Annotated in this window: 30 protein-coding genes; 9 read left to right on the top strand and 21 right to left on the bottom strand. The window is 70.5% G+C overall.

Annotated elements, in window-relative coordinates; all coding sequences use genetic code 11:
* Window positions 1-41: 41 nt before the first annotated feature.
* On the bottom strand, window positions 42-602 hold the full coding sequence (locus EYW49_RS17585) for a MarR family winged helix-turn-helix transcriptional regulator (protein WP_131310937.1): 561 nt from the start codon (window positions 600-602) through the stop codon (window positions 42-44).
* A gap of 209 nt (window positions 603-811) precedes the next feature.
* On the opposite strand from EYW49_RS17585, the gene EYW49_RS17580 reads away from it, so the two are divergent.
* Window positions 812-1,684, top strand: a complete 873-nt coding sequence (locus EYW49_RS17580; protein WP_131310936.1) for a branched-chain amino acid aminotransferase — start codon at window positions 812-814, stop codon at window positions 1,682-1,684.
* 57 nt (window positions 1,685-1,741) lie between these two features.
* Here EYW49_RS17580 and EYW49_RS17575 read toward each other — a convergent pair whose 3' ends face one another.
* The 10 genes from EYW49_RS17575 to EYW49_RS17530 form a co-directional block, all read right to left on the bottom strand.
* Complete coding sequence (locus EYW49_RS17575; protein WP_131310935.1) at window positions 1,742-2,212, bottom strand: molybdenum cofactor biosynthesis protein MoaE; 471 nt, start codon at window positions 2,210-2,212, stop codon at window positions 1,742-1,744.
* 183 nt (window positions 2,213-2,395) lie between these two features.
* Window positions 2,396-3,856 carry a methyl-accepting chemotaxis protein gene (locus EYW49_RS23290; RefSeq protein ID WP_131310934.1) on the bottom strand — a complete coding sequence of 487 codons (1,461 nt, stop codon included), beginning with the start codon at window positions 3,854-3,856 and terminating at the stop codon, window positions 2,396-2,398.
* Between the two features lie 3 nt (window positions 3,857-3,859).
* The gene (locus EYW49_RS17565; protein ID WP_131310933.1) at window positions 3,860-4,183 is read right to left on the bottom strand and encodes a hypothetical protein; all 324 of its coding nucleotides are present in this window, start codon (window positions 4,181-4,183) and stop codon (window positions 3,860-3,862) included.
* Between the two features lie 158 nt (window positions 4,184-4,341).
* Window positions 4,342-4,593, bottom strand: a complete 252-nt coding sequence (moaD, locus tag EYW49_RS17560; RefSeq protein ID WP_131310932.1) for a molybdopterin converting factor subunit 1 — start codon at window positions 4,591-4,593, stop codon at window positions 4,342-4,344.
* The gene (gene pgsA / locus EYW49_RS17555) at window positions 4,590-5,171 is read right to left on the bottom strand and encodes a CDP-diacylglycerol--glycerol-3-phosphate 3-phosphatidyltransferase (protein ID WP_131310931.1); all 582 of its coding nucleotides are present in this window, start codon (window positions 5,169-5,171) and stop codon (window positions 4,590-4,592) included. The genes moaD and pgsA overlap by 4 nt, the downstream gene beginning before the upstream one ends.
* Window positions 5,172-5,249: 78 nt before the next feature.
* The gene (locus EYW49_RS17550) at window positions 5,250-6,251 is read right to left on the bottom strand and encodes a hypothetical protein (protein WP_131310930.1); all 1,002 of its coding nucleotides are present in this window, start codon (window positions 6,249-6,251) and stop codon (window positions 5,250-5,252) included.
* Between the two features lie 100 nt (window positions 6,252-6,351).
* Complete coding sequence (uvrC, locus tag EYW49_RS17545) at window positions 6,352-8,292, bottom strand: excinuclease ABC subunit UvrC (RefSeq protein WP_131310929.1); 1,941 nt, start codon at window positions 8,290-8,292, stop codon at window positions 6,352-6,354.
* Window positions 8,293-8,407: 115 nt separating this feature from the next.
* Window positions 8,408-9,136: an esterase family protein gene (locus EYW49_RS17540; RefSeq protein WP_131310928.1), complete on the bottom strand. Its 729-nt coding sequence runs from the start codon at window positions 9,134-9,136 to the stop codon at window positions 8,408-8,410.
* Window positions 9,137-9,146: 10 nt separating this feature from the next.
* Window positions 9,147-10,133: an acetylxylan esterase gene (locus EYW49_RS17535; RefSeq protein ID WP_131310927.1), complete on the bottom strand. Its 987-nt coding sequence runs from the start codon at window positions 10,131-10,133 to the stop codon at window positions 9,147-9,149.
* Window positions 10,134-10,143: 10 nt separating this feature from the next.
* Entirely contained in the window at window positions 10,144-10,914 is a 771-nt protein-coding gene (locus EYW49_RS17530; protein ID WP_131310926.1) for an SDR family oxidoreductase, read from the bottom strand.
* A 349-nt stretch (window positions 10,915-11,263) separates the two neighbouring features.
* Between EYW49_RS17530 and EYW49_RS17525 the strand changes: the two genes are divergently transcribed.
* Together EYW49_RS17525 and EYW49_RS17520 are read left to right on the top strand one after the other, a co-directional pair.
* The gene (locus EYW49_RS17525) at window positions 11,264-11,947 is read left to right on the top strand and encodes an outer membrane protein (RefSeq protein ID WP_131310925.1); all 684 of its coding nucleotides are present in this window, start codon (window positions 11,264-11,266) and stop codon (window positions 11,945-11,947) included.
* A gap of 221 nt (window positions 11,948-12,168) precedes the next feature.
* Window positions 12,169-12,801, top strand: a complete 633-nt coding sequence (locus EYW49_RS17520; protein WP_131310924.1) for an outer membrane protein — start codon at window positions 12,169-12,171, stop codon at window positions 12,799-12,801.
* A gap of 63 nt (window positions 12,802-12,864) precedes the next feature.
* On the opposite strand, the gene EYW49_RS17515 is transcribed toward EYW49_RS17520, so the two are convergent.
* The 7 genes from EYW49_RS17515 to EYW49_RS17485 form a co-directional block, all read right to left on the bottom strand.
* A complete protein-coding gene (locus tag EYW49_RS17515) occupies window positions 12,865-13,464 on the bottom strand; it encodes a glutathione S-transferase family protein (protein WP_131310923.1) in 600 nt (199 codons plus the stop codon).
* A 29-nt stretch (window positions 13,465-13,493) separates the two neighbouring features.
* The gene (locus tag EYW49_RS17510; RefSeq protein ID WP_131310922.1) at window positions 13,494-14,735 is read right to left on the bottom strand and encodes a DUF1176 domain-containing protein; all 1,242 of its coding nucleotides are present in this window, start codon (window positions 14,733-14,735) and stop codon (window positions 13,494-13,496) included.
* Between the two features lie 2 nt (window positions 14,736-14,737).
* Window positions 14,738-15,409 carry a ribonuclease T2 family protein gene (locus tag EYW49_RS17505; protein ID WP_131310921.1) on the bottom strand — a complete coding sequence of 224 codons (672 nt, stop codon included), beginning with the start codon at window positions 15,407-15,409 and terminating at the stop codon, window positions 14,738-14,740.
* Between the two features lie 38 nt (window positions 15,410-15,447).
* The gene (locus EYW49_RS17500; RefSeq protein ID WP_131310920.1) at window positions 15,448-15,930 is read right to left on the bottom strand and encodes a hypothetical protein; all 483 of its coding nucleotides are present in this window, start codon (window positions 15,928-15,930) and stop codon (window positions 15,448-15,450) included.
* Window positions 15,931-16,050: 120 nt separating this feature from the next.
* Entirely contained in the window at window positions 16,051-16,923 is an 873-nt protein-coding gene (locus EYW49_RS17495; protein WP_131310919.1) for a 23S rRNA (adenine(2030)-N(6))-methyltransferase RlmJ, read from the bottom strand.
* 176 nt (window positions 16,924-17,099) lie between these two features.
* A complete protein-coding gene (locus EYW49_RS23670; RefSeq protein WP_131310918.1) occupies window positions 17,100-17,723 on the bottom strand; it encodes a cold-shock protein in 624 nt (207 codons plus the stop codon).
* 295 nt (window positions 17,724-18,018) lie between these two features.
* Entirely contained in the window at window positions 18,019-18,645 is a 627-nt protein-coding gene (locus EYW49_RS17485) for a DM13 domain-containing protein (protein WP_131310917.1), read from the bottom strand.
* A gap of 191 nt (window positions 18,646-18,836) precedes the next feature.
* Here EYW49_RS17485 and EYW49_RS17480 point away from each other — a divergent pair, with 191 nt between their 5' ends.
* Complete coding sequence (locus EYW49_RS17480; protein WP_131310916.1) at window positions 18,837-19,517, top strand: MBL fold metallo-hydrolase; 681 nt, start codon at window positions 18,837-18,839, stop codon at window positions 19,515-19,517.
* Between the two features lie 19 nt (window positions 19,518-19,536).
* Here EYW49_RS17480 and EYW49_RS17475 read toward each other — a convergent pair whose 3' ends face one another.
* Window positions 19,537-19,917 (bottom strand): DUF3775 domain-containing protein, encoded by a 381-nt coding sequence (locus EYW49_RS17475; protein WP_131310915.1) that lies wholly within the window; start codon window positions 19,915-19,917, stop codon window positions 19,537-19,539.
* A 335-nt stretch (window positions 19,918-20,252) separates the two neighbouring features.
* Between EYW49_RS17475 and EYW49_RS17470 the strand changes: the two genes are divergently transcribed.
* The 3 genes from EYW49_RS17470 to EYW49_RS17460 all read left to right on the top strand — a co-directional run bounded on the left by EYW49_RS17470 (window position 20,253) and on the right by EYW49_RS17460 (window position 22,339).
* Window positions 20,253-20,516, top strand: a complete 264-nt coding sequence (locus EYW49_RS17470; RefSeq protein ID WP_131310914.1) for a SemiSWEET transporter — start codon at window positions 20,253-20,255, stop codon at window positions 20,514-20,516.
* A 197-nt stretch (window positions 20,517-20,713) separates the two neighbouring features.
* Window positions 20,714-21,724, top strand: a complete 1,011-nt coding sequence (locus EYW49_RS17465) for an aldo/keto reductase (RefSeq protein WP_131310913.1) — start codon at window positions 20,714-20,716, stop codon at window positions 21,722-21,724.
* 24 nt (window positions 21,725-21,748) lie between these two features.
* Complete coding sequence (locus tag EYW49_RS17460; protein ID WP_131310912.1) at window positions 21,749-22,339, top strand: TetR/AcrR family transcriptional regulator; 591 nt, start codon at window positions 21,749-21,751, stop codon at window positions 22,337-22,339.
* A gap of 85 nt (window positions 22,340-22,424) precedes the next feature.
* On the opposite strand, the gene EYW49_RS17455 is transcribed toward EYW49_RS17460, so the two are convergent.
* Complete coding sequence (locus EYW49_RS17455) at window positions 22,425-22,679, bottom strand: YjhX family toxin (RefSeq protein ID WP_131310911.1); 255 nt, start codon at window positions 22,677-22,679, stop codon at window positions 22,425-22,427.
* Window positions 22,680-23,042: 363 nt separating this feature from the next.
* Between EYW49_RS17455 and EYW49_RS17450 the strand changes: the two genes are divergently transcribed.
* Complete coding sequence (locus EYW49_RS17450; RefSeq protein ID WP_131310910.1) at window positions 23,043-24,245, top strand: pyridoxal phosphate-dependent aminotransferase; 1,203 nt, start codon at window positions 23,043-23,045, stop codon at window positions 24,243-24,245.
* 172 nt (window positions 24,246-24,417) lie between these two features.
* Window positions 24,418-24,717, top strand: coding sequence for a DUF992 domain-containing protein (locus EYW49_RS23055; RefSeq protein WP_165498312.1), 300 nt, complete (start codon window positions 24,418-24,420; stop codon window positions 24,715-24,717).
* A gap of 48 nt (window positions 24,718-24,765) precedes the next feature.
* On the opposite strand, the gene EYW49_RS17440 is transcribed toward EYW49_RS23055, so the two are convergent.
* Window positions 24,766-24,938: ATP-binding protein (locus EYW49_RS17440; RefSeq protein WP_165498311.1), on the bottom strand; the 173-nt coding region annotated here is incomplete at its 5' end.

Genomic DNA, 24,938 nt, shown 5'->3' with positions numbered 1-24,938 from the left:
CGGGGCGGGGATCTCGGGGCGCGGCGGCGCGCACGGGGGCGTCAGACGTCGGGGCGGTTGGTGTAGCGGCTGACCCGGGGGCGCTCGTCGGCATTGATCATCAGGCGGAGGAAGTCGCGGGCCCGCGCCGCGCCGTCCGGGCCCATCGCCTGGAAGGCGGCGGCGATCCGGCCGATCTGCGGCAGCGACAGGCTGCGCGCCAGCGCGTGGCCCTTCGGCGTGGTGGTGAGCAGGCGTTGGCGGCGATCGGTGGCGCCGGGCCGCTGTTCGACGTGGCCGCTCTCGATCAGGTCCTTGAGGACGCGGGCGAGGCTCTGCTTGGTGATCTTGAGGATGTCGAGCAACTCGGCGACGGCGAGCCCGGGATTGCGATCGACGAAGTGCAGGACGCGGTGGTGGGCGCGGCCGAAGCCGAGGCGGCCGAGGATCGCGTCGGGATCGGCGACGAAGTCGCGATAGGCGAAATAGAACAGCTCGAGCATCTCGAGGAAGGCGGCGGAGGGGATGTCGGGGCGGGCGGACCCGCGGGGCGGCGCGGCCGGCCGGCGATCGGCCGGAGCGGCGATCGGAGCGGGCGTCTCGCGCGGGGTGGTGTCGGCCATGGAGCGCGTTTCGTTTCGGTTGGGGCTCGGCGCACCCGAGGGCGGGCGCGAGATCGCATCAGACTATCGGCTGTGGCGCCGCAAAGCAAAACGCCGCGCCGTCGCCGGGCCGAGGCTTGCACCCGAACGCGCTTTCCATCAAGACGGGGGCGATACGGGCGGACCCGAGGTGGGTGCCGGCCTGAGCAACGGACTTCGAGGACGACGACATGGCCCTGCCCTTCGACGATCGCGACGGTGTCATCTGGTTCGACGGTGAATTCGTCGACTGGCGCGATGCCAAGATCCACGTTCTGACCCATGGTCTGCACTACGGGTCCTGCGTGTTCGAGGGTCAGCGTGCCTATGGCGGCGTGGTGTTCGAGCAGCGCCGCCACCACGAGCGGCTGCACGCCTCGGCCGAGATGCTCGGCTTTTCCGTGCCCTATTCGGTCGCGACGCTCGATGCGGCCTGCGAGGAGCTGTTGCGGCGGATGGCCTTCCGCGACGCCTATCTGCGGCCGGTCGCCTGGCGCGGGTCGGAGATGATGGGCGTGTCGGCCCAGGACAACACCATCCACGTGGCGATCGCCGCCTGGCAGTGGCCGAGCTACTTCGCGCCGGAAGAGCGCATGAAGGGCATCCGCCTCGATCTCGCCGAATACCGCCGGCCCGATCCGCGCACCGCGCCGTCGCGCTCGAAGGCGGCCGGGCTCTACATGATCTGCACCATCTCCAAACACGCCGCCGAGAAGAAGGGCTATGCCGACGCGCTGATGCTCGACTTCGAGGGCTACGTGGCGGAAGCGACCGGCGCCAACGTGTTCTTCGTCGAGGGCGGTCGGATCCACACGCCGCTCGCCGACCGCTTCCTCGACGGCATCACCCGCCAGACGGTGATCGCGCTGGCCCGTGCCAAGGGCCTCGAAGTGATCGAGCGGCGGATCCGCCCCGAGGAGCTCGACGGGTTCGAGGAGTGTTTCCTGACCGGCACGGCGGCGGAAGTGACCCCGGTGTCGGAGATCGCCGACTGGCGCTTCAAACCCGGCGCGATCTCGCTCGGCCTGCTCGAAGACTATATGGCGGCGGTCCAGCCGAAGTGAGGTCGGTTCTCCGGTGAGCCGAAGGGCGCGGCGGCGACGCCGCGCCGGCGTCCGGCGTCACGCCCCCCATTTCGCGGCGGCCGCGTCGTCGGCTTCGCGGGCGTCGACCCAGCCCATGTCGGTGCCGTCGCGCGCCACCTCCTTCTTCCAGAAGGGGGCGCGGGTCTTCAGAAAATCCATCAGGAATTCGGCGGCCGCGAAGGCGGCGGTGCGATGCGACGAGGTGACGATCACCAGCACGATCGGTTCGCCCGGGGCGATGCGGCCGTGGCGGTGGATCGCGGTGACGCCGAGGAGCGGCCAGCGGGTGAGCGCCGCCTGGGCGGTCGCCTCGATCTCGGCTTCGGCCATGCCCGGATAATGTTCCAGTTCCAGCGCCGCGAGGCGGCCGTCCTCGGAGCGGCACAGACCGGTGAAGGTCACCACCGCGCCGACGTCGGTGCGGCCGGCGGTGAGGCGGCGCGTCTCGGCTTCGACGTCGAAGGGCTCGGCCTGGACGCGGACGAGGAGCGGGGCGGTCGTGGTCATGGCACGCGGGTTCCGGTGGGAGGGGTCGTCCGACGGCGGACCCGGGACGATCGCGCCGCCGACCCCGTGCGGGGCGGGCGGCGCGTGACGATAGTCCGAGCGGCGGCGGCTTCCAATCCCCGCCCGTCGCGGGAGGCTCGGTCGCGGGCGCGTTCAGGGCGCACCCTCGACGGCATCCGGCGATCAGGCGGCGCGGACCTCGCGCAGGAAGGCGTCGATCTCGCCGCGGATGCGGCCGGCGGCGCCGGCCACGGCGGCGGCGGTCTGCGACACGGTGGCGGAGGCGGCGACGGTGCGGCCGGACGCCGCGGAGACCGAGCCGAGACTGTCGACGACCCGACGGACCCCGTCGGCGGTGCGTTCGACGCTGGTGGCGATCTCGCGGGTGGCGTCCTTCTGCTGGTCGATCGACTGGCCGACGGCGCCGGTGAAGGCATCGATCTCGCGCATCCGCCCGACGATCTTGGAGATCGCCTCGACGGCGGTGCTGGTCGAGGACTGGACCGCGGCGATCTGGCCGGCGATCTCCTCGGTGGCGCTACCGGTCTGGGTCGCCAGCCCCTTGACCTCGGCGGCGACGATGGCGAAGCCGCGGCCGAGCTCGCCGGCCCGCGCCGCCTCGATGGTGGCGTTGAGCGCCAGGAGGTTGGTCTGGGCGGCGATGTCGCGGATCAGCGCGACAACGTTGCCGATCTTCTCGGCGGCGGCGGCGAGCCCGCCGATCTCGTGGTTGGCGGCCTCGGCCTCGCGATTGGCGGCGGCCACGACCTCGCCGGTCTGGTCGATCTGGCGGGCGATCTCGTCGATCGAGCCGCTCAGCTGTTCGGCGGCGACGGCGACCGAGCCGACGCTGTGGGACGCCTGCTGCGACATGTCGCCGGCGTCGCGGGCCTGGGCTTCCGTGGCGCCCGAGGAGGTCGACAGGGTCTGGGCGGTGGTGCCCATCTCGGCGAACCGGTGCTCGAGATCGGCGATCACGGAGCCGATGCGGGTCTCGAAGGCGGCGATCGAGCGGTCGACGGACTCGCGGCGGCGGTCGAGGGCGAGGCCCGCGTCGCGTTCGCGGCCGGCGGTCGCGGCGGCGGCCTCCTGGGCGGCGAGTGCGGCATCGGCGGCCTCGGCCGAGCTCTCCAGGGCGTGGGCGAGTTGGCTGGTGGTCCACACCAGGGTGGCGGCCTGGACGATCAGGATCACCGCGTGGAGCACGACGCGGCCGAAGTCGGCGCCGTCGGGGAACACCGCCGCGGGATAGACGACGTTGAGGACCAGATGGTGGACCGCGACGATCGCCGCGGCGACGACGATCGAGCGCCAGCAGCACCAGCCGGCGACCACCGACAGGGCGGCGAAGAAGGCCATGTGCATGTCGATCTGCCACGGCGTACCGGCGGTCGCCAGAACCATCAGCGCGATGCAGCCGATCAGGGCGCCGGAGGCGATCTGGCGGGCGAGCGCGGTCGGACCGGCGGTGACCAGCGGCAGCAGGCCGGCGATCACGAAGATCACACCGAGACCGGCGGTGGCGCCGAGGTTGCGGCCGGAGAGCATCGCCGTCACCACGGCGATCGCCGCAACGATCGGCAGGATCGCCAGGAAGGCGCGCGAGAACAGGCGGTGGAGCTCGGAGAGCCGCGTGTCGGACATCGTTCAGTTCCTCATGGAGAGAGCGGCATGGCGTGGTTTGGTCGTCAGGCAGGCGAGGTCGTCGGGGGCGGCGAGGACGAGGCGGGCGCCGGCGGCCCTGAGGCGCGCGAGAAACCCGGTGTCGTCCGGCCGTGCGGCCCGCGTCACCGCGGTCCGGCCGGAATCGGAGAGGCCGAGGAGGGTTCCCGCCGCGGTCGCGACGACCTCGCCGGCGGGGGCGGTGCCGATCACCACCACGGCCGAATCGGCGTGCGGCCACAGCGCCATGGCTACCGGGGGCAGGGCGAAGGCGACGACGACCAGACAGGAACGGAGTAAGGCGAGCATCGTCGGCGAACCTCGGACAGGGTCCACCGACCATGCTCGTTCATGGTCAAGAAAGGCTTAAGGGTTTGACGGAAATCGTGAAATTCCAGCCGGAGCGGCGGCGCGGTCGGCCGGAGCGGCGCTGCGGGTCGTGACGCCGGGGCCGTTCGATCGGCCGCTCAACCGCCGGTCATCGGCGGGAACAGGGCGACTTCGCGCGCCGCGCCGAGCGCCGTGCCGGCGGCGGCATGGCGCTGGTCGAGGGCGACGCGGATCACCTCGGGGCGCTCCAGGGCGTATTCGTATTCTTCGCCCCGTCCGCGCAGCCAAGTCAGCAGGTCGGCGACGGTGACCACCTCGGCGGGCGGCTCGAGCTCTTCGCCGTCGCGGCCGATGCGCTCGCGCACCCAGGCGAAGTATCGGATCTTCATTTCGGTTCGTCCGCCATCAGATGGACCACGCCGGACCGGAAATAATCCCAGCCGGTGTAGAGGGTGAGCAGGGCCGAGACCCACAGCAGCAGGATGCCGGTGAGGGTGGTCCAGGGATAGACCACGTTGCCGGCGTCGCCGACGATCAGGAAGCCGAGGGCGACCAGCTGGGCGGTGGTCTTCCACTTGGCGAGCCGGGTGACCGGGACCGAGACACGCAGTTCGGCGAGGAATTCGCGCAGACCCGAGACCAGGATCTCGCGGCACAGGATGATCACCGCGGCGATCAGCGACAGGCCGTGGATGGTCTGGGCGTCGACCAGGACCATCAGACTGGCGGAGACCAGCAGCTTGTCGGCGATCGGATCGAGCATGCGGCCGAGCGACGACTGCTGTTTCCAGGCGCGGGCGAGATACCCGTCGAAGAAGTCGGTGATCGCGGCGGCCGCGAAGATCGCCAGCGCCACCCAGCGCGAGGTGTCGGTCGGCGTTCCCGGCAGCGCGAAACAGGCGACCACCGCCGGAACCGCCAGGATCCGGCCGTAGGTCAGAATATTGGGCAGATTCAGAGCGGACATGGGATCCTCACCGTCCGGAGTGTGAGCACGCCGGGCGGGGGGACGTCAACCGGGTCCGGACGGACGGCAGGGTTGCCGTCACAGATCCGTGCGCCCGGCGATCTGTGAAGTGCGCGGCTGATAGGCGGCGCGAATCGCCGCGGTGGAGAGGAAATAGAGGCGCGCCGTCTTGCCGTAGATCGCCTGGAGCTTCTCGTCGGTGATCGGGCTGTAGACCGCCGGCTCGCCGGGCGGCCAGGGGGCGCGGGTGCCGACGACGAATTCGATCGGCGTTTCCGCGGAGCAGTGGGTGTCCCAGCCGCCGGCGGCGCCCCATTCGACCTTGGACAGCATGCCGCTCGACACCACCGGCGGCGGCGCCGGGGTTCCGGGCTTGGCGCCGGGCTTGGCGGCGACCGGCCGCGGCGCGCCGGGGGTGAAGCTGCCGACCAGGCCGATGTGGCGGTAGGGCAGCCCGCGGGCGTCGCGGTCGCCGTAGACCACGAAGATGTCGCCGGTCTCGATCCGGGCGACGTCGCCGATCGGCGGGCAGACCGAGACCTTGCCGGCGGCGCCGGTCTCGCCGCCCTCGTTGGGCGGGCGCCACTTCTCGCAGTAGTAGCCGATGCCGATCATCGGCGAGAGGCCGAGGTAGTTGCCGACGAAGGCGTTGCAGTCCTGGCCGAAGGTCTTGGTGATGTAGGTCGAGGCATCCGTGAGGTTGGTCACGCCGGCGTAGATCGCCAGCCGGGTGGCGTCGAACACCTCCTGGGGCGAGCCGCGGCCCATGTAGGCGCGCTTGAGCGAGGGCACGCTCCAAGTGCCCTCGGTGTCGACCTGCGCGGCGCCGAGGCTGCCGCCGGTCTTGGCGAGGAGGGCGCCGACCTTGGCCGGGTCGAGTTGCAGCGACGCCGAACCGGTCGACGATCCGGCGGTGCAGAACGGCAGGACGGCCTGCATCACCCGGCCGAAGTCGGGGTGGAGGTCGCTGCCGGAGACGTAGAGGCGCATGTCGATCAGGATCGCGCGCTCCAACGTCAGGTCCATGAAGTACATGCCGTGGTAATTGCGCAGATACTCGGCGGGAGTCGCTCGGGCCATGGACCGCATCCTGTCGATGGGAGGGACGGACCGGCGCAGAGTGCGAAGCGAATATGGTTTTTTCCGTACGTGATCGCCACGATTCGCGCGGCGGGCGAGGTCACCCTTCGCCCTGGTGGAACCAGCCGTGGATGGTCTCGGCCATCGACTGCGAGATGCCGGCGACCTCCATCAGGTCACCGAGACCGGCGCGGCCGATCGCCTTGACCGTGCCGAAGTGGTCGAGCAGGGCGCGTTTGCGGGTCGGGCCGATGCCGGGGATCTCGTCGAGGGTCGATTGGCGGATCGCCTTGGAGCGTTTGGCCCGGTGGGTGCCGATGGCGAAGCGGTGGGCCTCGTCGCGCAGGCGTTGGACGAAATAGAGCACCGGATCGCGCTCCGGCAGCATGATGTCGGGGCGATCGATGAAGAAGAACTTTTCCCGGCCGGCGTCGCGGTCGGGGCCCTTGGCGATGCCGACGATCGGCACCTGATCGAGGATCGCCAGCTCTTCGAGCACTTGGCGGGCGACCTCCAACTGGCCCTTGCCGCCGTCGACCAGCACCAGATCGGGCCAGGGGCCGAAGCCCTGGTCGTCGCGCGGCGCCGCATCGCGGCCGCCGGTCTCCTTGACGAGGCGGGAGAATCGGCGCGACAGCACCTCGCGCATCATCGCGTAGTCGTCGCCCGGGGCGGTCTCGGCGGCCTTGATGTCGAACTTGCGGTACTGGCCCTTCACGAAGCCTTCCGGCCCGGCGACGATCATGCCGCCGACCGCATGGGTGCCCATGACATGGGAGTTGTCGTAGACCTCGACGCGGCGCGGCGCCTCGGGAAGCCCGAAGGCGCGGCCGAGGCCGGCGAGCAGGGTCTCCTGGCTGGAGGTCTCGGCGAGACGGCGGCCGAGCGCCTCGCGGGCGTTGAGGAGCGCGTGGTCGACGAGGTCCTTCTTCTCGCCACGCTTCGGCACCGAGACCTCGATGCGATGGTCGGCGCGCTCCGACAGGGCCAGTTCGAGCAGTTCCCGCTCCGGCGTCTCGTGCGACAGCAGGATCAGCCGCGGCACCGGCTTGTCGTCGTAGAACTGGGCGACGAAGCTCTCCAGCACCTCCTCCGGTTCGAGGCTACGGTCGGCACGCGGATAGAAGGCGTGATTGCCCCAGTTCTGGCCAGTGCGGAAGAAGAACACCTGGATGCAGGTCTGGCCGCCGTCCTGGTGGAGGGCGAAGACGTCGGCTTCCTCGACGCCCTGCGGATTGATGCCCTGATGGGCCTGGATCTGCGACAGCGCGGTCAGGCGGTCGCGGTAGACCGCGGCGCGTTCGAAGTCGAGGTCTTCGGCCGCCGCGTGCATCGCCTCGGCGAGCTCGGTCTTGACCGCCGAGCTCTTGCCGGAGAGGAAGCGCTCGGTCTCGTCGACCAGGACGCGGTAGTCGGCCAGGGCGATCTCGCCGGTACAGGGCGCGGCGCAGCGCTTGATCTGGTGGAGCAGGCAGGGCCGGGTGCGGCTCTCGTACATCGAATCCGAGCAGGTGCGGATCAGGAAGGCCTTCTGCAGGGCGTTGATGGTGCGCCCGACCGCGCCGGCCGAGGCGAAGGGGCCGTAGTAGCAGCCCTTCCGCTTGCGTGGGCCGCGATGCTTGATCAGCGCGGCGGCGTCGTGGTCGGCGGACACCAGGATGTAGGGGAAGCTCTTGTCGTCGCGCAGCAGCACGTTGTAGCGCGGCCGCAGGCGCTTGATCAGGTTGGCCTCGAGCAGCAGCGCTTCGGTCTCGCTGCGGGTCTGGACGAATTCCATCGACGCGGTGTCGCGGACCATGCGCAGGATGCGGCTGGTCAGGCCCTGACCGCGGACATAGTTGGCGACCCGCTTCTTGAGATTGCGCGCCTTGCCGACGTAGAGAACCGCGCCGGTGTCGTCGAGCATGCGGTAGACGCCGGGGGCGTTGGGCAGGCGGCGGACCTGATCGGCGATCACGTCGGCCCCGGTCAGCGGCGCGCGGACGATCGTCTCGACCGGTTCGTCGGCGGTGTCGGTGGGGGCGGGGGCGTCGTCGGTCATGGCTCTGCGCGGGTCCGGGGCGGCGGGCCCCCGAGTCTGCGGGGGCGGCCGCTCCCTCCCATATGGCGCAGGTCGGGCCGCACCGCCAGCGGCGACGTCCGCTCGTCCCCGGCGTTCAGACGTAGAGCTCGGCCATGCGGCGCCAGGCGCCGGCCGAATGGGCGCGACCGTCCCACACTTCGAAGCGATGGCCGATGCCCTTGGCGGCGAGGACCCGCGACAGATGGCGATTGTCCTCGAGGAACGGATCCTCGGCGCCGATGGTCAGGACGATGTCCATGCGGCGCAGCGCAGCGAGGGCGTCGGGATCCTCGAGGCCGGGCAGGAAGTGATTCGGGGTGTTGTAGTAGACCGCGTCGTCGTAGTGGCCGGCGAACAGATCGGCGAAATCCTCCATCGCCCGGGTCAGGTCGTAGCGACCGGAGAAGGCGGCGAGCTTCTGGAAGCGGCAGGGATGGCGGAAGGCGATGTTGGCGGCGTGGAAAGCGCCGAGGCTGCAGCCGTGGGCGATGGTCGCCGGATGGGGATTGATCCGCTCCATCAGCGGCAGCACCTCCTCCAGCACGTAGGATTCGAAGGCGAGATGGCGGTGCAGGCGATCGGCCGGGCTGCCCCAGGTGCCGTAGAGGGTCTCGCGGTCGAGACTGTCGACGCACCACAATTGCAGGTGGCCGGCGGCGACCCGCGGCGCGAGGCGAGCGACCACGCCCATGTCTTCGTATTCCCAGAAACGGCCGTCGCGGGTCGGGAAGATCAGGACGCGCGCGCCGCTCTCTCCGAAGATCAGGAGGTCCATGTCGCGGTGGAGGCGATCGGAATACCAGCGGTGATGGTCTCGTTTCATCGGGCGGCCTTCACAGGGCCGCGAAGAACTCCGTCGATCGCGCGATTCGAGCGGTTTCCTGGGCGGCCGCCCCAGGATAATCGAAATGACCCGCATCGAATATGACGAGATCCTTCGGTCCGGCCGCGGCATTGTGGACCGCGAATTGGCCCGGCGGGGCGACCGCCGGATCGAACAGGGCGCAGCCGATGAGCAGCGGGCGATCGACGAAGCCCGCCGCCATCGCCGCGTCGTACCATTGCAGGGTCGCCATCGATCCGCCGACCCGGGCCTCGTGGGCCTGGAGGCCGGCGACCGAGCCGGTCGAAGGCAAGGTCAGGCGCAGCGCCTGATGGCCGAAGGTCGGCAACAGCAGTTCGGCGCGGGCGATGCGGTCGTCCCAGGGCAGCGCCAGGGCGCCGAGGCCGCCGCCGAGGCTGAGGCCGGAATAGCCGATCCGCCCGGCGAGCTCGGGATGGAGCACCAGCAGCGCCGAGACGGCGAGCCACAGATCGTCGACGCAGCCGCCGATCACGTAGGTCGCGCGGTCGGCGATGCCGTGGACGACGTGGACGCCGGGATCGGACGAGAGATCGGGGCGGGCCGAGCGCGACAGGCCGCGCACGCAGGGAAAGATCACAGCCGCCTCGTCGCCGCCGGGACAGGCGAGATCGGGACCGTCGCGGCCGCCGTAGCCGTGGCCGACGACGAGGCCGCGAATCGGCGGAGCCCGGCGCGGCAGGGTCAGCCAGCCGCCGATGGCGACGCCGCCGGTGGACGCATAGCGGAGATCGAACACCCGCCGCGTCGGATGGTCGAGGGCGACCTCGTTCAGGCGCGGGGCGGGATCGACGGCGCGGGCGGCGGCATGGCGGGCGCGCCAGAATTCGGCGAAGCCGGCGGGCGGCGCCGGCGGCTCGATCCGCAGGAGCTCGGCCAGCGTCAGGCCGTAGCTCGGATCGAAGGGATGGCCGTGGCGAAAGCCGAGGGCGGGGCCGGCGGTGGCGGATCGGGTCATCGCGGGCGCCTCATTCGCCGATGTCGACGGCGTCGGGCGTCGCCCAGGCGAGATGCTGGCCGCCGTCGAGGCAGATCATCTGGCCGGTGACCGACGGCGTCTCGGCGAAGTAGCGGACGGTGCGGCCGAACTCCTCCGGACCCGGGCCGCGGGCGAGCGGCACCGCCGCGACCTGGCGCTCGAACTGGCCGACCGATTGGCGCGGCCCGGGAAAGGTCGGGCCGGGGCCGATGGCATTGACCCGGATGCGCGGCGCCAGCGCCTGGGCCATGGTCCGGGTGGCGGTCCACAGCGCCGATTTGGCGAGCGTATAGGTGAAGAAGCCCGGCACCGGCTTCAACACCCGCTGATCGATCATGTGGACACAACTGCCGGCCATGCCGGCGGGCAGGGCGCGGACCCAGGCATCGGTCAACAGGCAGGGCGAGGCGAGGTCGAGGGCGAGCCGCTGCATCATCGTCGCGGCGTCGAGGCCGCCGATCTCGTCGGGCTCGAACTCCGAGGCGTTGTTGACCAGCAGGCCGATCGGACCGAGGGCGGCCGTGGCGGCGGCGACCAGATCGGGCAGGGCGGCGAGATCGGCGAGATCGCCACCGATCGCCACGGCGCGACCGCCGGCTCGGGCGATGTCGGCGACCACGGTTTCGGCGGTGTCGCGGCTGGCCTTGTAATGAACGGCGACCGCCCAGCCGTGGGCGGCGAGATCACGGGCGATCGCTTCACCGATGCGGCGGGCGGCGCCGGTGACGAGGGCGGTGCGAGGGGCGGCGGTCGGGGTCATGGCGTCGGGTAGCCGTCGATCTCGAGAATGTGAATTGTCCTCGCCATCCTACGCGCAGCCGCGCCGATCGGACCACTCGAACGCGGTCGCAGGGGCGAAATCCCAGCATTTACGCATCGCTAACCATTGCACCACTCACATGGCAGACCGCAGGCGCAAAGCCCCCGGATCACGAATTCGGACCCAGTTCGCCACATTCTTCACGGTTTGTCGCCCCATTCGGCGCCTAGCCTCCCTCTTCGACGCCGCCTTCGGAACCAACCGGGCTGCGTTCGCGTTGTGGTGGTGTCTCGAATCCGATCGGCATCGGGAGCCGGACGACAACCGTGTCATACAGTGAGGACTTGCGATGAACTCCTTCTTCCTTCGTGTGGCCGTCGGATCCCTGGCCTTCGCCACGGCGACCGCCACGGGCTTCGCTGCCGACCTGTCGCGCCGCGCGCCGGTCGCCCAGCAGCCGATGGTCGCTCAGGCGTCCGCCTACAACTGGACGGGCCTCTATGCCGGTGTGAACCTCGGCGGTGACTGGGTCCTCGACAAGGCCCGCGTCGGCGGCGGCAACACCAACATCGACGGCGCCACCGTGTTCGGCGGCGTGCAGGCCGGCTACAATTTCCAGACCGGGCCCTGGGTGCTCGGCGTCGAAGGCGACATCGGCTACGGCGACTCGTCGAAGACCAAGTCGGTGATCGGCGGCACGCTGAACTCCCAGAAGGATTGGTCGGGCACCGCGCGCGCTCGCGCCGGCTATGCCTTCGACAACTTCCTGGTCTACGGCACCGGCGGTCTCGCCGTCGCCAACTTCCGCACCAAGGCTTCCGACGGCTTCACCACCGAAAAGAAGAGCGACGTTCGCGCCGGTTGGACGATCGGTGGCGGTGTCGAATACGCCGTGGCGCGGAACATCTCGGTCAAGGGCGAATATCTCTATTCGGACTACGGCCGCGAGAACCACAACTTCGGCAATGTCGGTCCGGTGCGCCAGGACGTCAGCGATCATCTGGTTCGCGTCGGTCTGAACTACAAGTTCTGATCGAGCGACTTCGCATAGAAGCCCGCCGCAGGCGTCGGAAACCCGATGCTCGCGGCGGGCTTCTTCTTTTTGCCTTACAGGTTTACTTGAGAGTTTGGGCATTTACCGAAAATTGACTGCGTTTCTGAACCTGCGCTTAACCGCGGTGGTCGTATCTTGGTGAACATGATCCTACGGTCTTCCGTCGGATCCTCGCGAACACCCACAGCGAAGGTACGATCATGTCCCGCGTCACGCTCGCCCTCGCCGTCGCTGCTTCGATCGCGGCGATCGGCCCCTCCCTCGCCGCCGACATGTACGGCGCGCCGCCGCCGGCCCCCGGCTACGGCTATGCGGCGCCGGTGGCGTCCGCCCCGGCCTGGAACGGCCCCTACCTCGGTGGCCAGGTCGGCCACGGTTGGGGTCCGAACAGCCTCGACGGTCTGCAGGTCGGCGTCTACGGCGGCATCAACTCGACGGTCGGCAAGAACGTCGTGGTCGGCGCCGAAGCCGATCTCAACATCTCCGGCCAGACCGCCGACCGGGTCGTCAGCGGCAACCTCTACAAGTATCGCTCCGACTGGAACGGCTCGATCCGCGGCCGCGTCGGCGTCGCCTTCGACAAGGTGATGCCCTACGCCACCGGCGGCGTGGCCTTCGCCGACAACACTCTGAAGGCGCTGGGGCGCTCCAGCTCGACCACCAGCGTCGGCTATGCGCTCGGCGGCGGCGTCGAAGGTCAGGTCGTCGATCGGGTGACGCTCAAGGGCGAATTGATCCACGAGGGCTTCGGCCGCGAGAACCACGGCATCGGCGGCGCCAGTTCGTCGGTCAACAGCAACATCCTGCGGGGCGGCGCCGCCTTCCACTTCTGAGCGGCGACGACTGCGACGCGACGGGGGCCGATCGGACGATCGGCCCCCGTCGGCGTTTCCGGGTCAGCCGGCGGTCGCGGCGAAGGCCGGGACGATGGTGGCGAAGCCGTCGAGCCAGGCGACCAGCCGCGGATGGGCGGCCCGCCACTTGCCTTCGAAACGGATGTCGAGATAGCCGAGCGCACAGGCCAGGGCGATGGTGCCGACGGTGACCGGGGCGAGCGGCGGCACTGCGGCCTCGAGATGGGCGAGGGTGCGGTCGATCTTGCCCTGCTGCCGCTCGACCCAGCCGGGGCTGCGCTCGGTTTCGGGGCGCATGCGGACCTCGTAGAGACAGAGCAGGGCGGCATCCAGCAGGCCGTCGGCCAGCGCCTGCAGACGCAGGGCGGCGAAGCGCGCCTCGGGCTCGGTCGGCAGGATGCGGCCGCCGCCGGCGCGCTGGTCGAGCCATTCGAGAATCACCCGGCTGTCGAACAGAGTGGAGCCGTCGTCGAGGATCAGGGTCGGGATCTTGCCGAGCGGATTCTCCTCGCGCAGGCTGTCGGCCGGATCGTTGGTGTCGGCCTTGCGCACCGTGACGACGGCGCCGAGGCCGAGTACGGCGGCGGCGATCTCGACCTTGCGGCCGAAGGGCGAGGGATGGACGGTACGCAGCACGGGCATGGTCGACTCCTGGGCGACGGAAGGACGGGTCACGTGGGCGGTGCGGTCGCCGCCGGGGCATCGGCGGGCGGCGGCGAGGCAGGGACGGGCGCCGGGACAGGGACCGGCGCGGCGGCGGCCGGCGGCGCTTCCGCGGGCGACTCGGGGGCGGGCGGCGCGGTGGGCGGCACCGGCATCTGGGCCGGCGCCGGCATGACGGCGACCGGCGCGGCGGGCAGGGAGGCCGGGCGGAGCGGGGCGGCCTTGTCGAGCGGCCAGACGCGCGGCCAGTCGGCGGGCGAGCGGCCTTCGACGCAGTCCTCGGCGACCCGCATCTCCTCCATCGCGAAGGCCCACTTCTTCCAGCGCCACACCCCGCGCACGCCGCAGCCGGCGCCGGTGCGCTGGGTCGAGGTCAGGCGCTGGGTCTTGTCGTCGTATTCGACGTTGTGGACGAGGTCGGTGCCGCGCCAGCCCAGCACCGGGTCGGCCATGGCGAAATAGAGCGGGGTGATGCCGCCGATTTCGCCGCTCTCGACCACCCAGGCGCGGAACGAGACGTTGCCGGACGAGGCGGTGCAGGGCACGGCATAGAGGATGGCGGTCGAGGAGAGGACGCCGATCACCGGCTTGAAGGTCCGCAGCAAGGGCGAATTGGGCGCCTCGCAGTCGCTGGCGGCGACATGTTTGGCGATGAGCCGCGGCGGCACGCCCTGGCGCACGACGAGGTCGGCGCGGCTCGGGGCGGGGGCTTCGGCGAGGCCGACCGGCACCACGCCCTTGGCGCGGCGGGTGGCGCGGCCGAGGCGGGCATCGGTCCAGGCGAGGAGGTCGCGGAAGGCCGAGACGTCGAAGTCGGCGTCGTAGGGGGCGCCGGTGACGTCGATGTATTCGAATCGCAGTTGCTTGGCGCCGTCGAGGGCGGCGACCACCGTCTCGGCGAGGCGGGCGTCGACGATCCACAGCGCCTCGACCCGTTCGCGCGGCGCGAAGCCGCGGCCGGGCTCCAGATCGGCGACGCGGCGGCCGTCGATGCGCAGGGTCATCGGGCGATCGCGGTCGGCGATGGCGCCGGGGGTCGAGAGGCCGAGGGCGACGCCGTCGCCGGCCTCGAAGCGGCCGATCATCAGCGCCTGTTTGCCGGAGGCCGAGGGCAGGCTGGCGCGGCAGGTCGGCGCATCGCAGCGGGCGGTCCAGCCGCGCACGGTCGCCTCGACGACCTCGGCGCGGACCGCCGACGGGGCGGCGAGACCGCAGGCGAGGCCGGCGGCGAGGGCGAGGGCGAGACGCATGGTCAGTTTCCTCCGCGCACGGCCGGCAGGTAGACCCGCTCGAGGCGGCAGGAGCGACGCTCGACCTCCGGGCAGGCGCGGAAGGCCGAGAGATCCTTCTTCAGGCAGAAGCGGACCTCCTGCAGCCGGCGGCCGTCACAGAGCACCGAGATCTCGGCCGGATCGAGGCCGCGGTTGGCGGCGATGAAGGCGCGCTCGACCTCGCTCGGGGCGACGGTGCGTGGCCGGTCGGCGACCGCATAGTCGGCGGGGATCCGGATCTTCTCGAAGAGGCGGCGGATCACCGTGAAATAGCTCTCGGCCTTCAGGCCCGAGCAGGTGCCGTGCTTGTCCCATTCGTGGCGGATCAGGCCGGGGCTCGGCATGACGTCGAGCATCGAGCGGACCAGATCGGGGCCGGGCGGCGGCACCACGGCGTCGCAGGCGCCGGGAAAGCCGCGCTCGTACTGCGGCCACAGGCCGTGGACCACGAAGGCGAAGGGGCGGGCGCATTGGGCGTCGTGGCGTGCGTTGCCGGTGGCTTCGCAGTAGCTCGGCGACCACGACAGCGAGAGCACCCAGAAATCGAAGTCGCCGGCGCGGCCGCGCCCTTGGGCGGCGGCCGGCAGCGCGCTCGCCAGGGCGAGGACGAGCCCGAGGACGACGGCGGCGAGCCGCCACGGAGCACGCGGCATCGGGACCTCCGGAGGGTCGGCGGGGACGTGGCGGCGGTTCACCAGAAGCGGGTCAGCTCGCGGCAGGCGCCGTCGTGGACGTGCCAGGGATCGTGGCCGACGACGCAGAATTCGACGTTGGACGGCCAGCCGAAATAGCCCGGCGCGGCGAAGCCGGTGCCGCGCTCGATGCGATAGGCGAGGCGCGAGCGGGTGCCGTCGGACAGCGCCACTGCGGCGGCGCAGGTGCGCCGGGCGATCGGGCTCGGCTGGTCGATCGACAGATCGATCTGGCGGACCTTTTCGATGGTCACCAGTTCGAGAGCGCGCGACTCGACATGGGCGGCGCCATAGGCGAAGCGCGAGCGGATGGTGCCGAGAATGCCGTCGTCGCCGCATTCGGGCAGGCCGGCGATCGGGGCCGCGGCGACGCTCGGTCCGAGGTCGGCGGCGAGGGTCGGACCGGACAGGGCGAGGACGGCCAGGGACGCGAAGACGGCGATCCGGACGGCGCCGCGGGACGAACGGCGGGACTGAGACATGGAACGACTCCTCTACGCGGCCCGTGCAGGGCCGAGGCGACGATGAGCGACCCTGAGACGGGGGTCAAGCCGCCAGATCGTCCCGCTCCCGTGGTGCGGCGCGACCGGCGGTCGCTGTGGTCATTCCGGCACCAGCCAGCGCCAACCGGCGAAGGCGTCGGGGCCGATCGCCAGGCGATCGATCAGGGCGGGCAGCAGCACGTCGAGTTCTTCGGGCAAGGTCCAGGGCGGGTTGACGATCGTCAGGCCGCAGGCGACCAGCGGTCCCTCGGCGTCGGGCCGGTCGACGGCGAATTCCACGGTCAGGATGCGGCGCAGGCCGGTGTCGACGAGGTCCTGGTGATGGCGGCGCAGATCGGCGGCGCCCTTGATCGGGTGCCAGACCATGTAGATGCCGTTGGCGAAGCGCTGGGTCGCCTCGATCAGGCCGCGCACGACGCGGTCGAATTCGTCGACGTTCTCGAAGGGCGGATCGATCAGCACCAGCCCGCGGCGTTCCTTGGGCGGCAGGAAGCTCTTCAACGCCAGCCAGCCGTCGAGTTCGACCACCTTGAGGCGGGCGTCGCCGGCGAACAGGGCGGCGAGCGTCGCGGCGTCGGCCGGGTGGAGCTCGACCGCGGTGGCGCGATCGACCCGGCGCAGACCGGCGCGGACGATCAGCGGCGAGCCGGGATAGGTCGCGAGGTGCGCCGGGTCGAGGCGGCTCGGGGTGGTCACGCCGGCGGTGGTGGCGACCGCCGCGAGATAGGGCTCGAGCAGGGCGGCGGCGGCGTCGGGCAGCGGCGCGGCGAGCAGGCGGCCGATGCCGCCGCGCCACTCGCCGGTCCGGCGGGCTTCCGATCCGGCGAGATCGTAGAGGCCGATGCCGGCATGGGTGTCGATCACCCGGAAGGGGGCGGGCTTGGCGGCGAGATGGACCAGGATGCGGGCGAGGATCGCGTGTTTGACGACGTCGGCGAAGTTGCCGGCGTGGAAGGCGTGGCGATAGTTCATGGTCGGATCCTCGTCGGCGGGGCGCCCGCGGCGGCTCTCGGCGGTGCGCGCGCCAAGAAAAAACCCCCCCGACCGAGGGCGGGAGGGTTCGGTGTGTCTCCATCGGGCGGGCGACGACGAGGTCGTCCGCGCACCGTCGATGGCCGGTCGCGTCCCCCGGAAGGGCCGCTGGTGTCTCAATCCTCGTCGGGAACCACGAAGCCTTCGGCTTCCGGCGAGCCTTCGAGCGGCTGCAGGTTGACCGCCTTGGGGCCCTTGCCGCGCTTGTCCGGCTCGGTCTCGAAGGACACCTTCTGACCCTTGTCGAGGGTGCCGAGGCCGGAGCGCTCGACCGCACTGACGTGCACGAACACGTCGGCGCCGCCCTCGTCGGGGGTGATGAAGCCGTAGCCCTTCTCGGCATTGAAGAACTTCACGGTGCCGTTCTGGCGCGGGCCGCGTTCCACGGTCGGACGCGGAGTCCGGGGCGCGAAGCCGCCGGCCTCGGCGCCGCCGCCGAAGCCGCCGCCGTCTTCACCGAAGGGGCGCCGCGGACGGAAGCCGCCACGATCGCCGCCGCCGGCCGGAGCGCCGCCGAAGCCGCGATCACCACCACCGAAACCACCACGGTCGCCGCCGCCGAAACCGCCGGTCCGCCCGCCACCGAATCCGCCGCGATCGCGATCACCACCGCCGCCGAAGCCGCCACGGTCGCCACCGCCGCCGCCGAAACCCTCGTCGCGGCCGCCGAAGCCGCCGCGCTCACGTCCGAAACCGCCGCGGTCGCCGCCACGTCCGCCGCCGAAACCACGATCCCTCATTCCAAGTCCTTTCCCGCGGGGGTCTGCCCCGTTGCACGACACTTCGCCCCGTCGCCGTGATCGACACGGGGGCGAAAGACCAGGCAGTCACGTTACACGTCGGGACATGATATGCGCTGTTTTTCCCGTCGACCGAGGGTTTCACGAAGAATACCACCCGCCGAGGGAACCGGTCGCGCCGACCGTCTCGCCCAGTTCCGAACCGCCGCCTCTTCGATTTATGGACGAAATGCCGCAAAAGGGCAAGTGCGATGCCCGGACGTGAGGTCGCCCGGGCGCGCCCTCCGACGGCCCGTCAGGGGGTGCGCTGGGGCACCAGCAGGGCGGTGACGTGGGGGGCGCGTTCGCGTCGCGACCAGACGATGACGCTGCGATAGACCGACACGTCGATTTCCGGCGGCAATCGATAGGTCTGGTTGCCGCGCGGCTTCTTCAGGCGGCCGAGCGAGACGCGTTTGGCGCCCAGCGCATCGTCGGCGGAAGCGACGCGATCGGCGGCGACCAGCCACACTTCGAGGTCGGGCAGATCGGCGACGGTGAAGTCGGCGAAGGACAATTCGCGGGCCGGCAGGCGCACCAGGGCGCGGCCGGCACCGGCGTCGGCGTCCTGCGGGCGGCTCGGGCGGAAGCGGCCCTCCCAGGCGAGCACGGCGCGCGGCGGCGGCTTGACCGCCGGTTCGGCGCGCGGCGGCGGCGGCGCGCGGCGGGCGGCGGGGAGGGCGGGCAGGACGCCGCCGTCGGCGGCCCGCATCGGGCCGGGCACGACCGTCGGCTCGTCGTCGGCGTCGGGCAGCGCGGCGGCGGAGGAGGGGCCGATCGCCCAGTCGCGGACGGACGCGCCGGGGTCGTTCGGCAGCAGATTGCCGGCGAGGGCGGCGGCAGCGGTCAAGACGGCGATGACCGCCAGGGTGGTCGCGCGCATCGACGTCTCTCCAGCTCACGGCCCGTCGTCCGACGCGGCGGACCGCTGATCTCGACGGGGTCGACAGGCTACGACATAATCGTTCCCGGGTCGCCTTGCGAGTCCCTTCCCGACGCTCGGGAAGCTCCGGCGACGAATCTGTCCCCGCACGACGGTCGGATCGACCGCGGCGGGGCGATCACGAGGATCTCATGCCCGACTCCGCTCCCGAACCCCGCCTGCGGCTCGCCGTGGTGCCGGTGACGCCGCTCGAACAGAACTGTGCGGTGATCTTCGACGAAGTGACCCACCGCGGCGCGGTGACCGATCCCGGCGGCGACGTCGCGACGATTCGGCGGGCGATCGGCGATCTCGGCGTGACCGTCGAGCGGATCCTGCTGACCCACGGCCATTTCGACCACGCCGGCGGCGCGGCCGACCTGAAGGTGCTGCTCGAACGCGAATACGGCCGGCCGGTGCCGATCGAGGGACCGCACCGCGACGATTCGTTCCTGCTCGAGCGGATCCCCGAATCGGGGGCGCGCTGGGGCGTGCCGGGCCTCAAGGCGGTGGCGTCGGATCGCTGGCTCGACGACGGCGACCGGGTCGAGGTCGGCGACATCGCCTTCGAGGTGATCCATTGCCCGGGCCATTCGCCGGGCAGCGTCGTGTTCTTCCAGCGCGAGGCGCGATTCGCGATCGTCGGCGACGTGCTGTTCGCCGGTTCGATCGGCCGCACCGACCTGCCGCGCGGCAATCACGCCGATCTGATCGCCTCGATCACCGACAAATTGCTGCCGCTCGGCGACGACGTCGGCTTCCTACCGGGCCACGGCCCGACCAGCACCTTCGGGGCGGAGCGGGCGAGCAATCCCTTCCTGGTCGAAGACTGAGATCGAACCGGCCGGTGGCTCAGCGATCGAAGGCTTCGATCGCGGCGAGGCCCTCTTCGATCAGGTCGCCGACGTTGGGAATGCCCATCAGATAGCGGGCGGTGTTGCGGATCGAGCGTTCCTGGGCGCGGCGGACGGCGACCGGCCATTCCTTGGCTTCGAAGTCGCCGCGGCCGATCCACATCAGGGCGACCAGGTCGGATTTCTCGTCGACGTTCAGTCCTTCGATGACGCCGCGGATCTGGTCTTCGGTGCCGTCGTCGGCGCCGTCTTCGAAGAGATGACCGGAAGGCGAGCGGCTGCCTTCTTCCTCACCTTCGATGTCGCCGTCGCCGCTCTTGGCGTCGAGGAAGCGGAAATACTCGACGAGTTCGTGGACCTTTTCGACCGCGATCTCCATTTCGACCTCCATCGCCGACGGGATTTCGTCCGGCGGGTCGCAACATCATGGAACGAAGCGCGCCCCAGGGCCTTGCGCGGGATCAAACCGCGCGGCTGCGACGGCCCGGCTTTGGTCGCATAGGCCGACGGCGGCGGGCGATCGGCGACGTCGCGGTCGACGACCCGGGAAAGCGCTGCTGCCGTCGTGTCGCAGGGCGCGATGCGGGGTGGGACGGCCCTCGCCTTCGCCGTATTGTCGGCCTTCCCTCGCGGAGACCCGATCGATCGGAGTCGCGTCGGGGTCGCTCCGATCGCCGACGGTGCGGGCATGGTCTTCCGGAACGGGTGGTCGCGATGGGTCAACCTCTCTACGTGGAGCTTCTGGGCAGTTGCGCGGCCCTGTTCACGACGCTGTGCTGGCTGCCGCAGACGATCCGGTCGATCCGGACGCGGGACACCGCGTCGCTGTCGCTGGCGACCTTCTCGGTGTTCGTCGGCGGGCTGATTCTGTGGCTGATCTATGGGATTCTGATCGGCAGTTGGCCGATCATCGTCGCCAACGTCCTGACCCTGATGCTCAATCTGGTGATCCTGGCGCAGAAGCTGCGCCACGGCTGAGCCGGCAGTGCGGTCCCGGCGTGACCGGCGGCGCGGGTGCCGAGCGGAGGCGCCGGGGCGCGGGCCGCTCGCCGCGGTGCGGGCCGCTCGCCGCGGAGTTGCGGCGAGCGAGTGCTCTGGCGTAAATCGTACTGACAGATATTGACATCTGTCAGTGCATATTTCATTGTGCTCCTCACACAACGGAGGGAGCCGTCATGGACACGCGTCGTCTGGGAAGCGAAGGGCCGATCGTCTCGGCGATGGGGCTCGGCTGCATGGGCATGTCGGGCGCCTACGGGCCGTCGGATCGGGCGGAGAGCATCGCCACGCTCCATGCGGCGCTCGAGGCCGGCGTCACCCTGCTCGACACCGGGGATTTCTACGGCATGGGCCACAACGAGTTGCTGATCGCCGAGGCCCTGAAGGGGGTCGATCGCGACGCGGTGCAGCTCAGCGTCAAGTTCGGGGCGCAGCGCGACCCGGCCGGCGCCTGGCTCGGTTTCGACGGGCGGCCGGCGGCGGTCAAGACGGCGCTCGCCTATACGCTGCAGCGGCTCGGGGTCGACCACGTCGACATCTATCGTGCGGGCCGCCTCGATCCGCAGGTACCGGTCGAGGAGACGGTCGGAGCGATCGCCGACTGCGTGAAGGCCGGCTGGGTGCGCCACATCGGTCTGTCCGAGGTCGGGTCGGCGACCCTGCGGCGGGCGGCGGCGGTACATCCGATCGTCGATCTGCAGATCGAATACGGGCTGCTCACCCGCGGTATCGAAGCGGCGATCCTGCCGACCTGCCGTGAGCTGGGGATCGGCATCACCGCCTACGGGGTGCTGTCGCGGGGTCTGATCGGCGGCCATTGGTCGAAGGATGCGGGCTTCGCCGCGGGCGACTTCCGGACCCATTCGCCGCGCTTCCAGGGCGACAATCTCGACCGCAACTTGACGCTGGTCGAGGCGCTGCGGGTCATCGCCGAACAGAAGGGGGCGAGCGTCGCCCAGATCGCCATCGCCTGGGTGCTGGGGCAGGGCGAGGACATCGTGCCGCTGGTCGGCGCGCGGCGGCGCGATCGGCTCGACGAAGCGCTCGGCGCCTTCGACGTGGTCTTGACGGCGGAAGACTTCGCGGCCATCGAACGGGCGGTGCCGCCGGGGGCCGCGGCGGGCGACCGCTACCCGACGGCGATGATGGCCCATCTCGACAGCGAGCGGACGACCGGCGCCGGGTGAGCGCCGGCGTCCGGTGAGGACGCGATGACCGAACAGACCCTGACGGCGCAGATGATCCTGGACACGGCCGAGGACGTGTTGCGCCGCTATGGGCCGGCCAAGGCGACGGTGGTCGATGTGGCCCGCGCCCTGGGGGTCAGCCACGGCAGCATCTATCGCCACTTCCCGTCCAAGGCGGCGCTGCGCGACGCGGTGGTGGCGGCCTGGCTGCATCGGGTGGTCACGCCGCTTCGCGTCGTGGTCGCCGCGCCGGGGCCGGCCGACGTCAAGCTGCGGGCGTGGTTCGACGCGCTGCGGGAGATCAAGCGGGCGAAGGTCCTCGACGATCCCGAGGTGTTCACCACCTACGGGGCGATCGTCGCGGAAACCCGCGAGGTGGTCGCCGCCCATGTCGCCGAGTTGATCGACCAGATCGCGGCGATCGTCGCCGAGGGCATCGCCGAGGGCCGGTTCGCCCCCGGCGATCCGGCGGCGTTGGCCGCGGCGGTGCTGGACGCCACGTCGCGGTTCCACAATCCCGCCCATGCCGGCGAATGGGGCACGCCGGAGAACGACGCCGCCTTCGAGGGGGTGTGGCGCCTGGTGATCGCCGGGCTGCGGGCGCGGCCGGACTGACCCTCAGTGCCTTCGCGATCTGTGACCGCTACCGCGGTGAAATCGGGGCGTCGGCGATGACCGTCGACGCCCTGTTTCGGAGCCGTCAGCGATTGTCGGCCTGGGCGCGGACGCTGCGGCGGCCGCGGGCCGAGATCACGTAGGGCGCGCCGCCGCACGAGGCGACGAGGCCCTTGCGGCGCAGCGCCTGGAAGGTGGCGAGGTCGCAGTCGGCGAGACGGCGGTCGTCACGATCGAAGCAGTCGACGGCGACGACATGGGCGCCGTCGCGGAGATGGCGGATGCGTCCGCCCTGAGCGAGCACGTGGAGCACGCGCTGCTCGATTCGGGAGATGTTCACGGATGAGGACTCGAACGGGAACCGGGGCATGACGACCCGGCGCCGGATGCTGACGCATCGAGCGCGGTCGTCGCTCACGAGACGCGGGATCGCACGGCCTCAGCCGCGCCCGCGTCGATCGGTTCCCGCAATCTGCGGCATCCAGCCTCCATCGATGGCGAGTGCCTACACCCGGAGGGCGCGCCGCGGCAAGACCCGCGCGGACGCACGACTCATCGACGGCGGCGATCGAATCGATCAGAGGAAAAATCTTGCCGGGGCCGGGAGCGGGGATTAGGGTCCGAGCCGTCCCACGCCGCGTGAGCCTCGTGTCCGTCCGCGTGGGTTTCCCTCCCCGAGAACCCCCTCATCTGGAGAACCGTCATGGGATTCCTCGCCGACAGTCTTTCGCGCATCCAGCCCTCCGCCACGATCGCCGTGACGAACAAGGCGCGCGAGCTGAAAGCGGCGGGCCGCGACGTGATCGGTCTGGGGGCCGGCGAGCCCGACTTCGATACGCCCGACAACATCAAGGAAGCGGCGATCAAGGCGATCCGCGACGGTCAGACCAAGTACACCGCGGTCGACGGCATCCCGGAGCTGAAGGCGGCGATCGTCGCCAAGTTCGCCCGCGAGAACGGCCTGACCTACAAGCCGTCGCAGGTGTCGGTCGGCACCGGCGGCAAGCAAGTGCTCTACAATGCCCTGCTCGCCACGCTGAACCCCGGTGACGAGGTGATCATCCCGGCGCCCTATTGGGTCAGCTACCCCGACATCGTGCTGCTCGGCGGCGGCACGCCGGTGGCTGTGGCGACCTCGATCGACACCGGCTTCAAGGTGACAGCGGCGGCGCTCGAGGCGGCGATCACCCCGAAGACCAAGTGGTTCATCTTCAACTCGCCGTCGAACCCGTCGGGCGCGGCCTATACCCGTGCCGAGATCAAGGCGCTGACCGACGTTCTCTTGCGTCATCCGCAGGTGTGGGTGCTGTCCGACGACATGTACGAGCACCTGGTCTACGACGACTTCGAATTCACCACCCCGGCCCAGGTCGAGCCGGGCCTCTACGACCGCACGCTGACGCTCAACGGCGTGTCCAAGGCCTATTGCATGACCGGCTGGCGCATCGGCTACGGCGCGGGGCCGGAGAAGCTGATCAAGGCGATCGCCACGCTGCAATCGCAGTCGACCTCCAACCCCTCGTCGATCGCCCAGTGGGCCTCGGTCGAGGCGCTGAACGGGCCGCAGGACTTCATCGCGCGCCACAACGCGGTGTTCAAGGAGCGGCGCGACCTGATCGTGTCGATGCTCAATCAGGCCAACGGCATCTCCTGCCCGACGCCGGAAGGGGCGTTCTACGTCTATCCGTCCTGCGCCGGCACGATCGGCAAGACCTCGCCGTCGGGCACCGTGATCACTTCCGACGACGTGTTCGTCACCGAACTGCTCGAGGTCGAGGGCGTGGCGGTGGTGCAGGGCTCGGCCTTCGGGTTGGCGCCGCATTTCCGCATCTCCTATGCGACCGCGACCTCGGCGCTCGAAGAAGCCGGCCGCCGCATCCAGCGCTTCTGCGGCAACCTGCGCTGAGCGGGCGTCCGCGCGACGACGTGGAAAGATCTTGAAAATAAAGGGGCTCGGGACGGGAACGTTCCGGGCCCTGCCGCGTTGCCGAGGAGGCCGGGATCGAAGTCCGCCCCCGTGTGCCGGCCGAATCACGGTCCGGCCCGGCGGCGGCCGCCCGTCCGACGAGGAGAATTCCATGATCAAGATCGCCGCCCGTCGTCTCGCCGCCGCCCTCGGCGTGGCGAGCGGGTTCGGGCTCGTGAGCCTGCCGGCGCTCGCGGCACCGGAGAGGGTCGAGATCGGAGTCCTCCGGTGTCGCGTCGCCACCGGCGACAACTTCCTGGCCGGTTCGAACCGCACCCTGCGCTGCCTGTTCGAGCCGGCCGACGGCCGTCGCCCCGAGACCTACGACGGCGAAATCACCCGGATCGGCGTGGAAATCGGCGAGGCGCGCAACACCGACATCCGCTGGATGTTGATTTCCGCGGAGAACTGACCCAGGCTTTCCACTGAGAACTGACCCGCCTTGATGATGGTCGGTTGGTCAGTTGGCGGTCAAGTTCCTCGTCTTCTCCCTGGTTGGTTTGGCCGTTTTCGCCGAACTGTTCTTGAAGCGGAAGCTGTCGTTCCCTGTCTCCAGGATGTGGCAGTGGTGGGTGAGCCGGTCGAGCAACGCGGTCGTCRTCTTGGCATCGCCGAAGACGGTCGCCCATTCAC

The organism is Siculibacillus lacustris (assembly GCF_004328075.1).
GTDB classification, from domain to species: Bacteria; Pseudomonadota; Alphaproteobacteria; order Rhizobiales; family Ancalomicrobiaceae; genus Siculibacillus; species Siculibacillus lacustris.
Note: the sequence above shows the minus strand (reverse complement) of the source record. Positions and strands in the feature narration are given on the sequence as shown.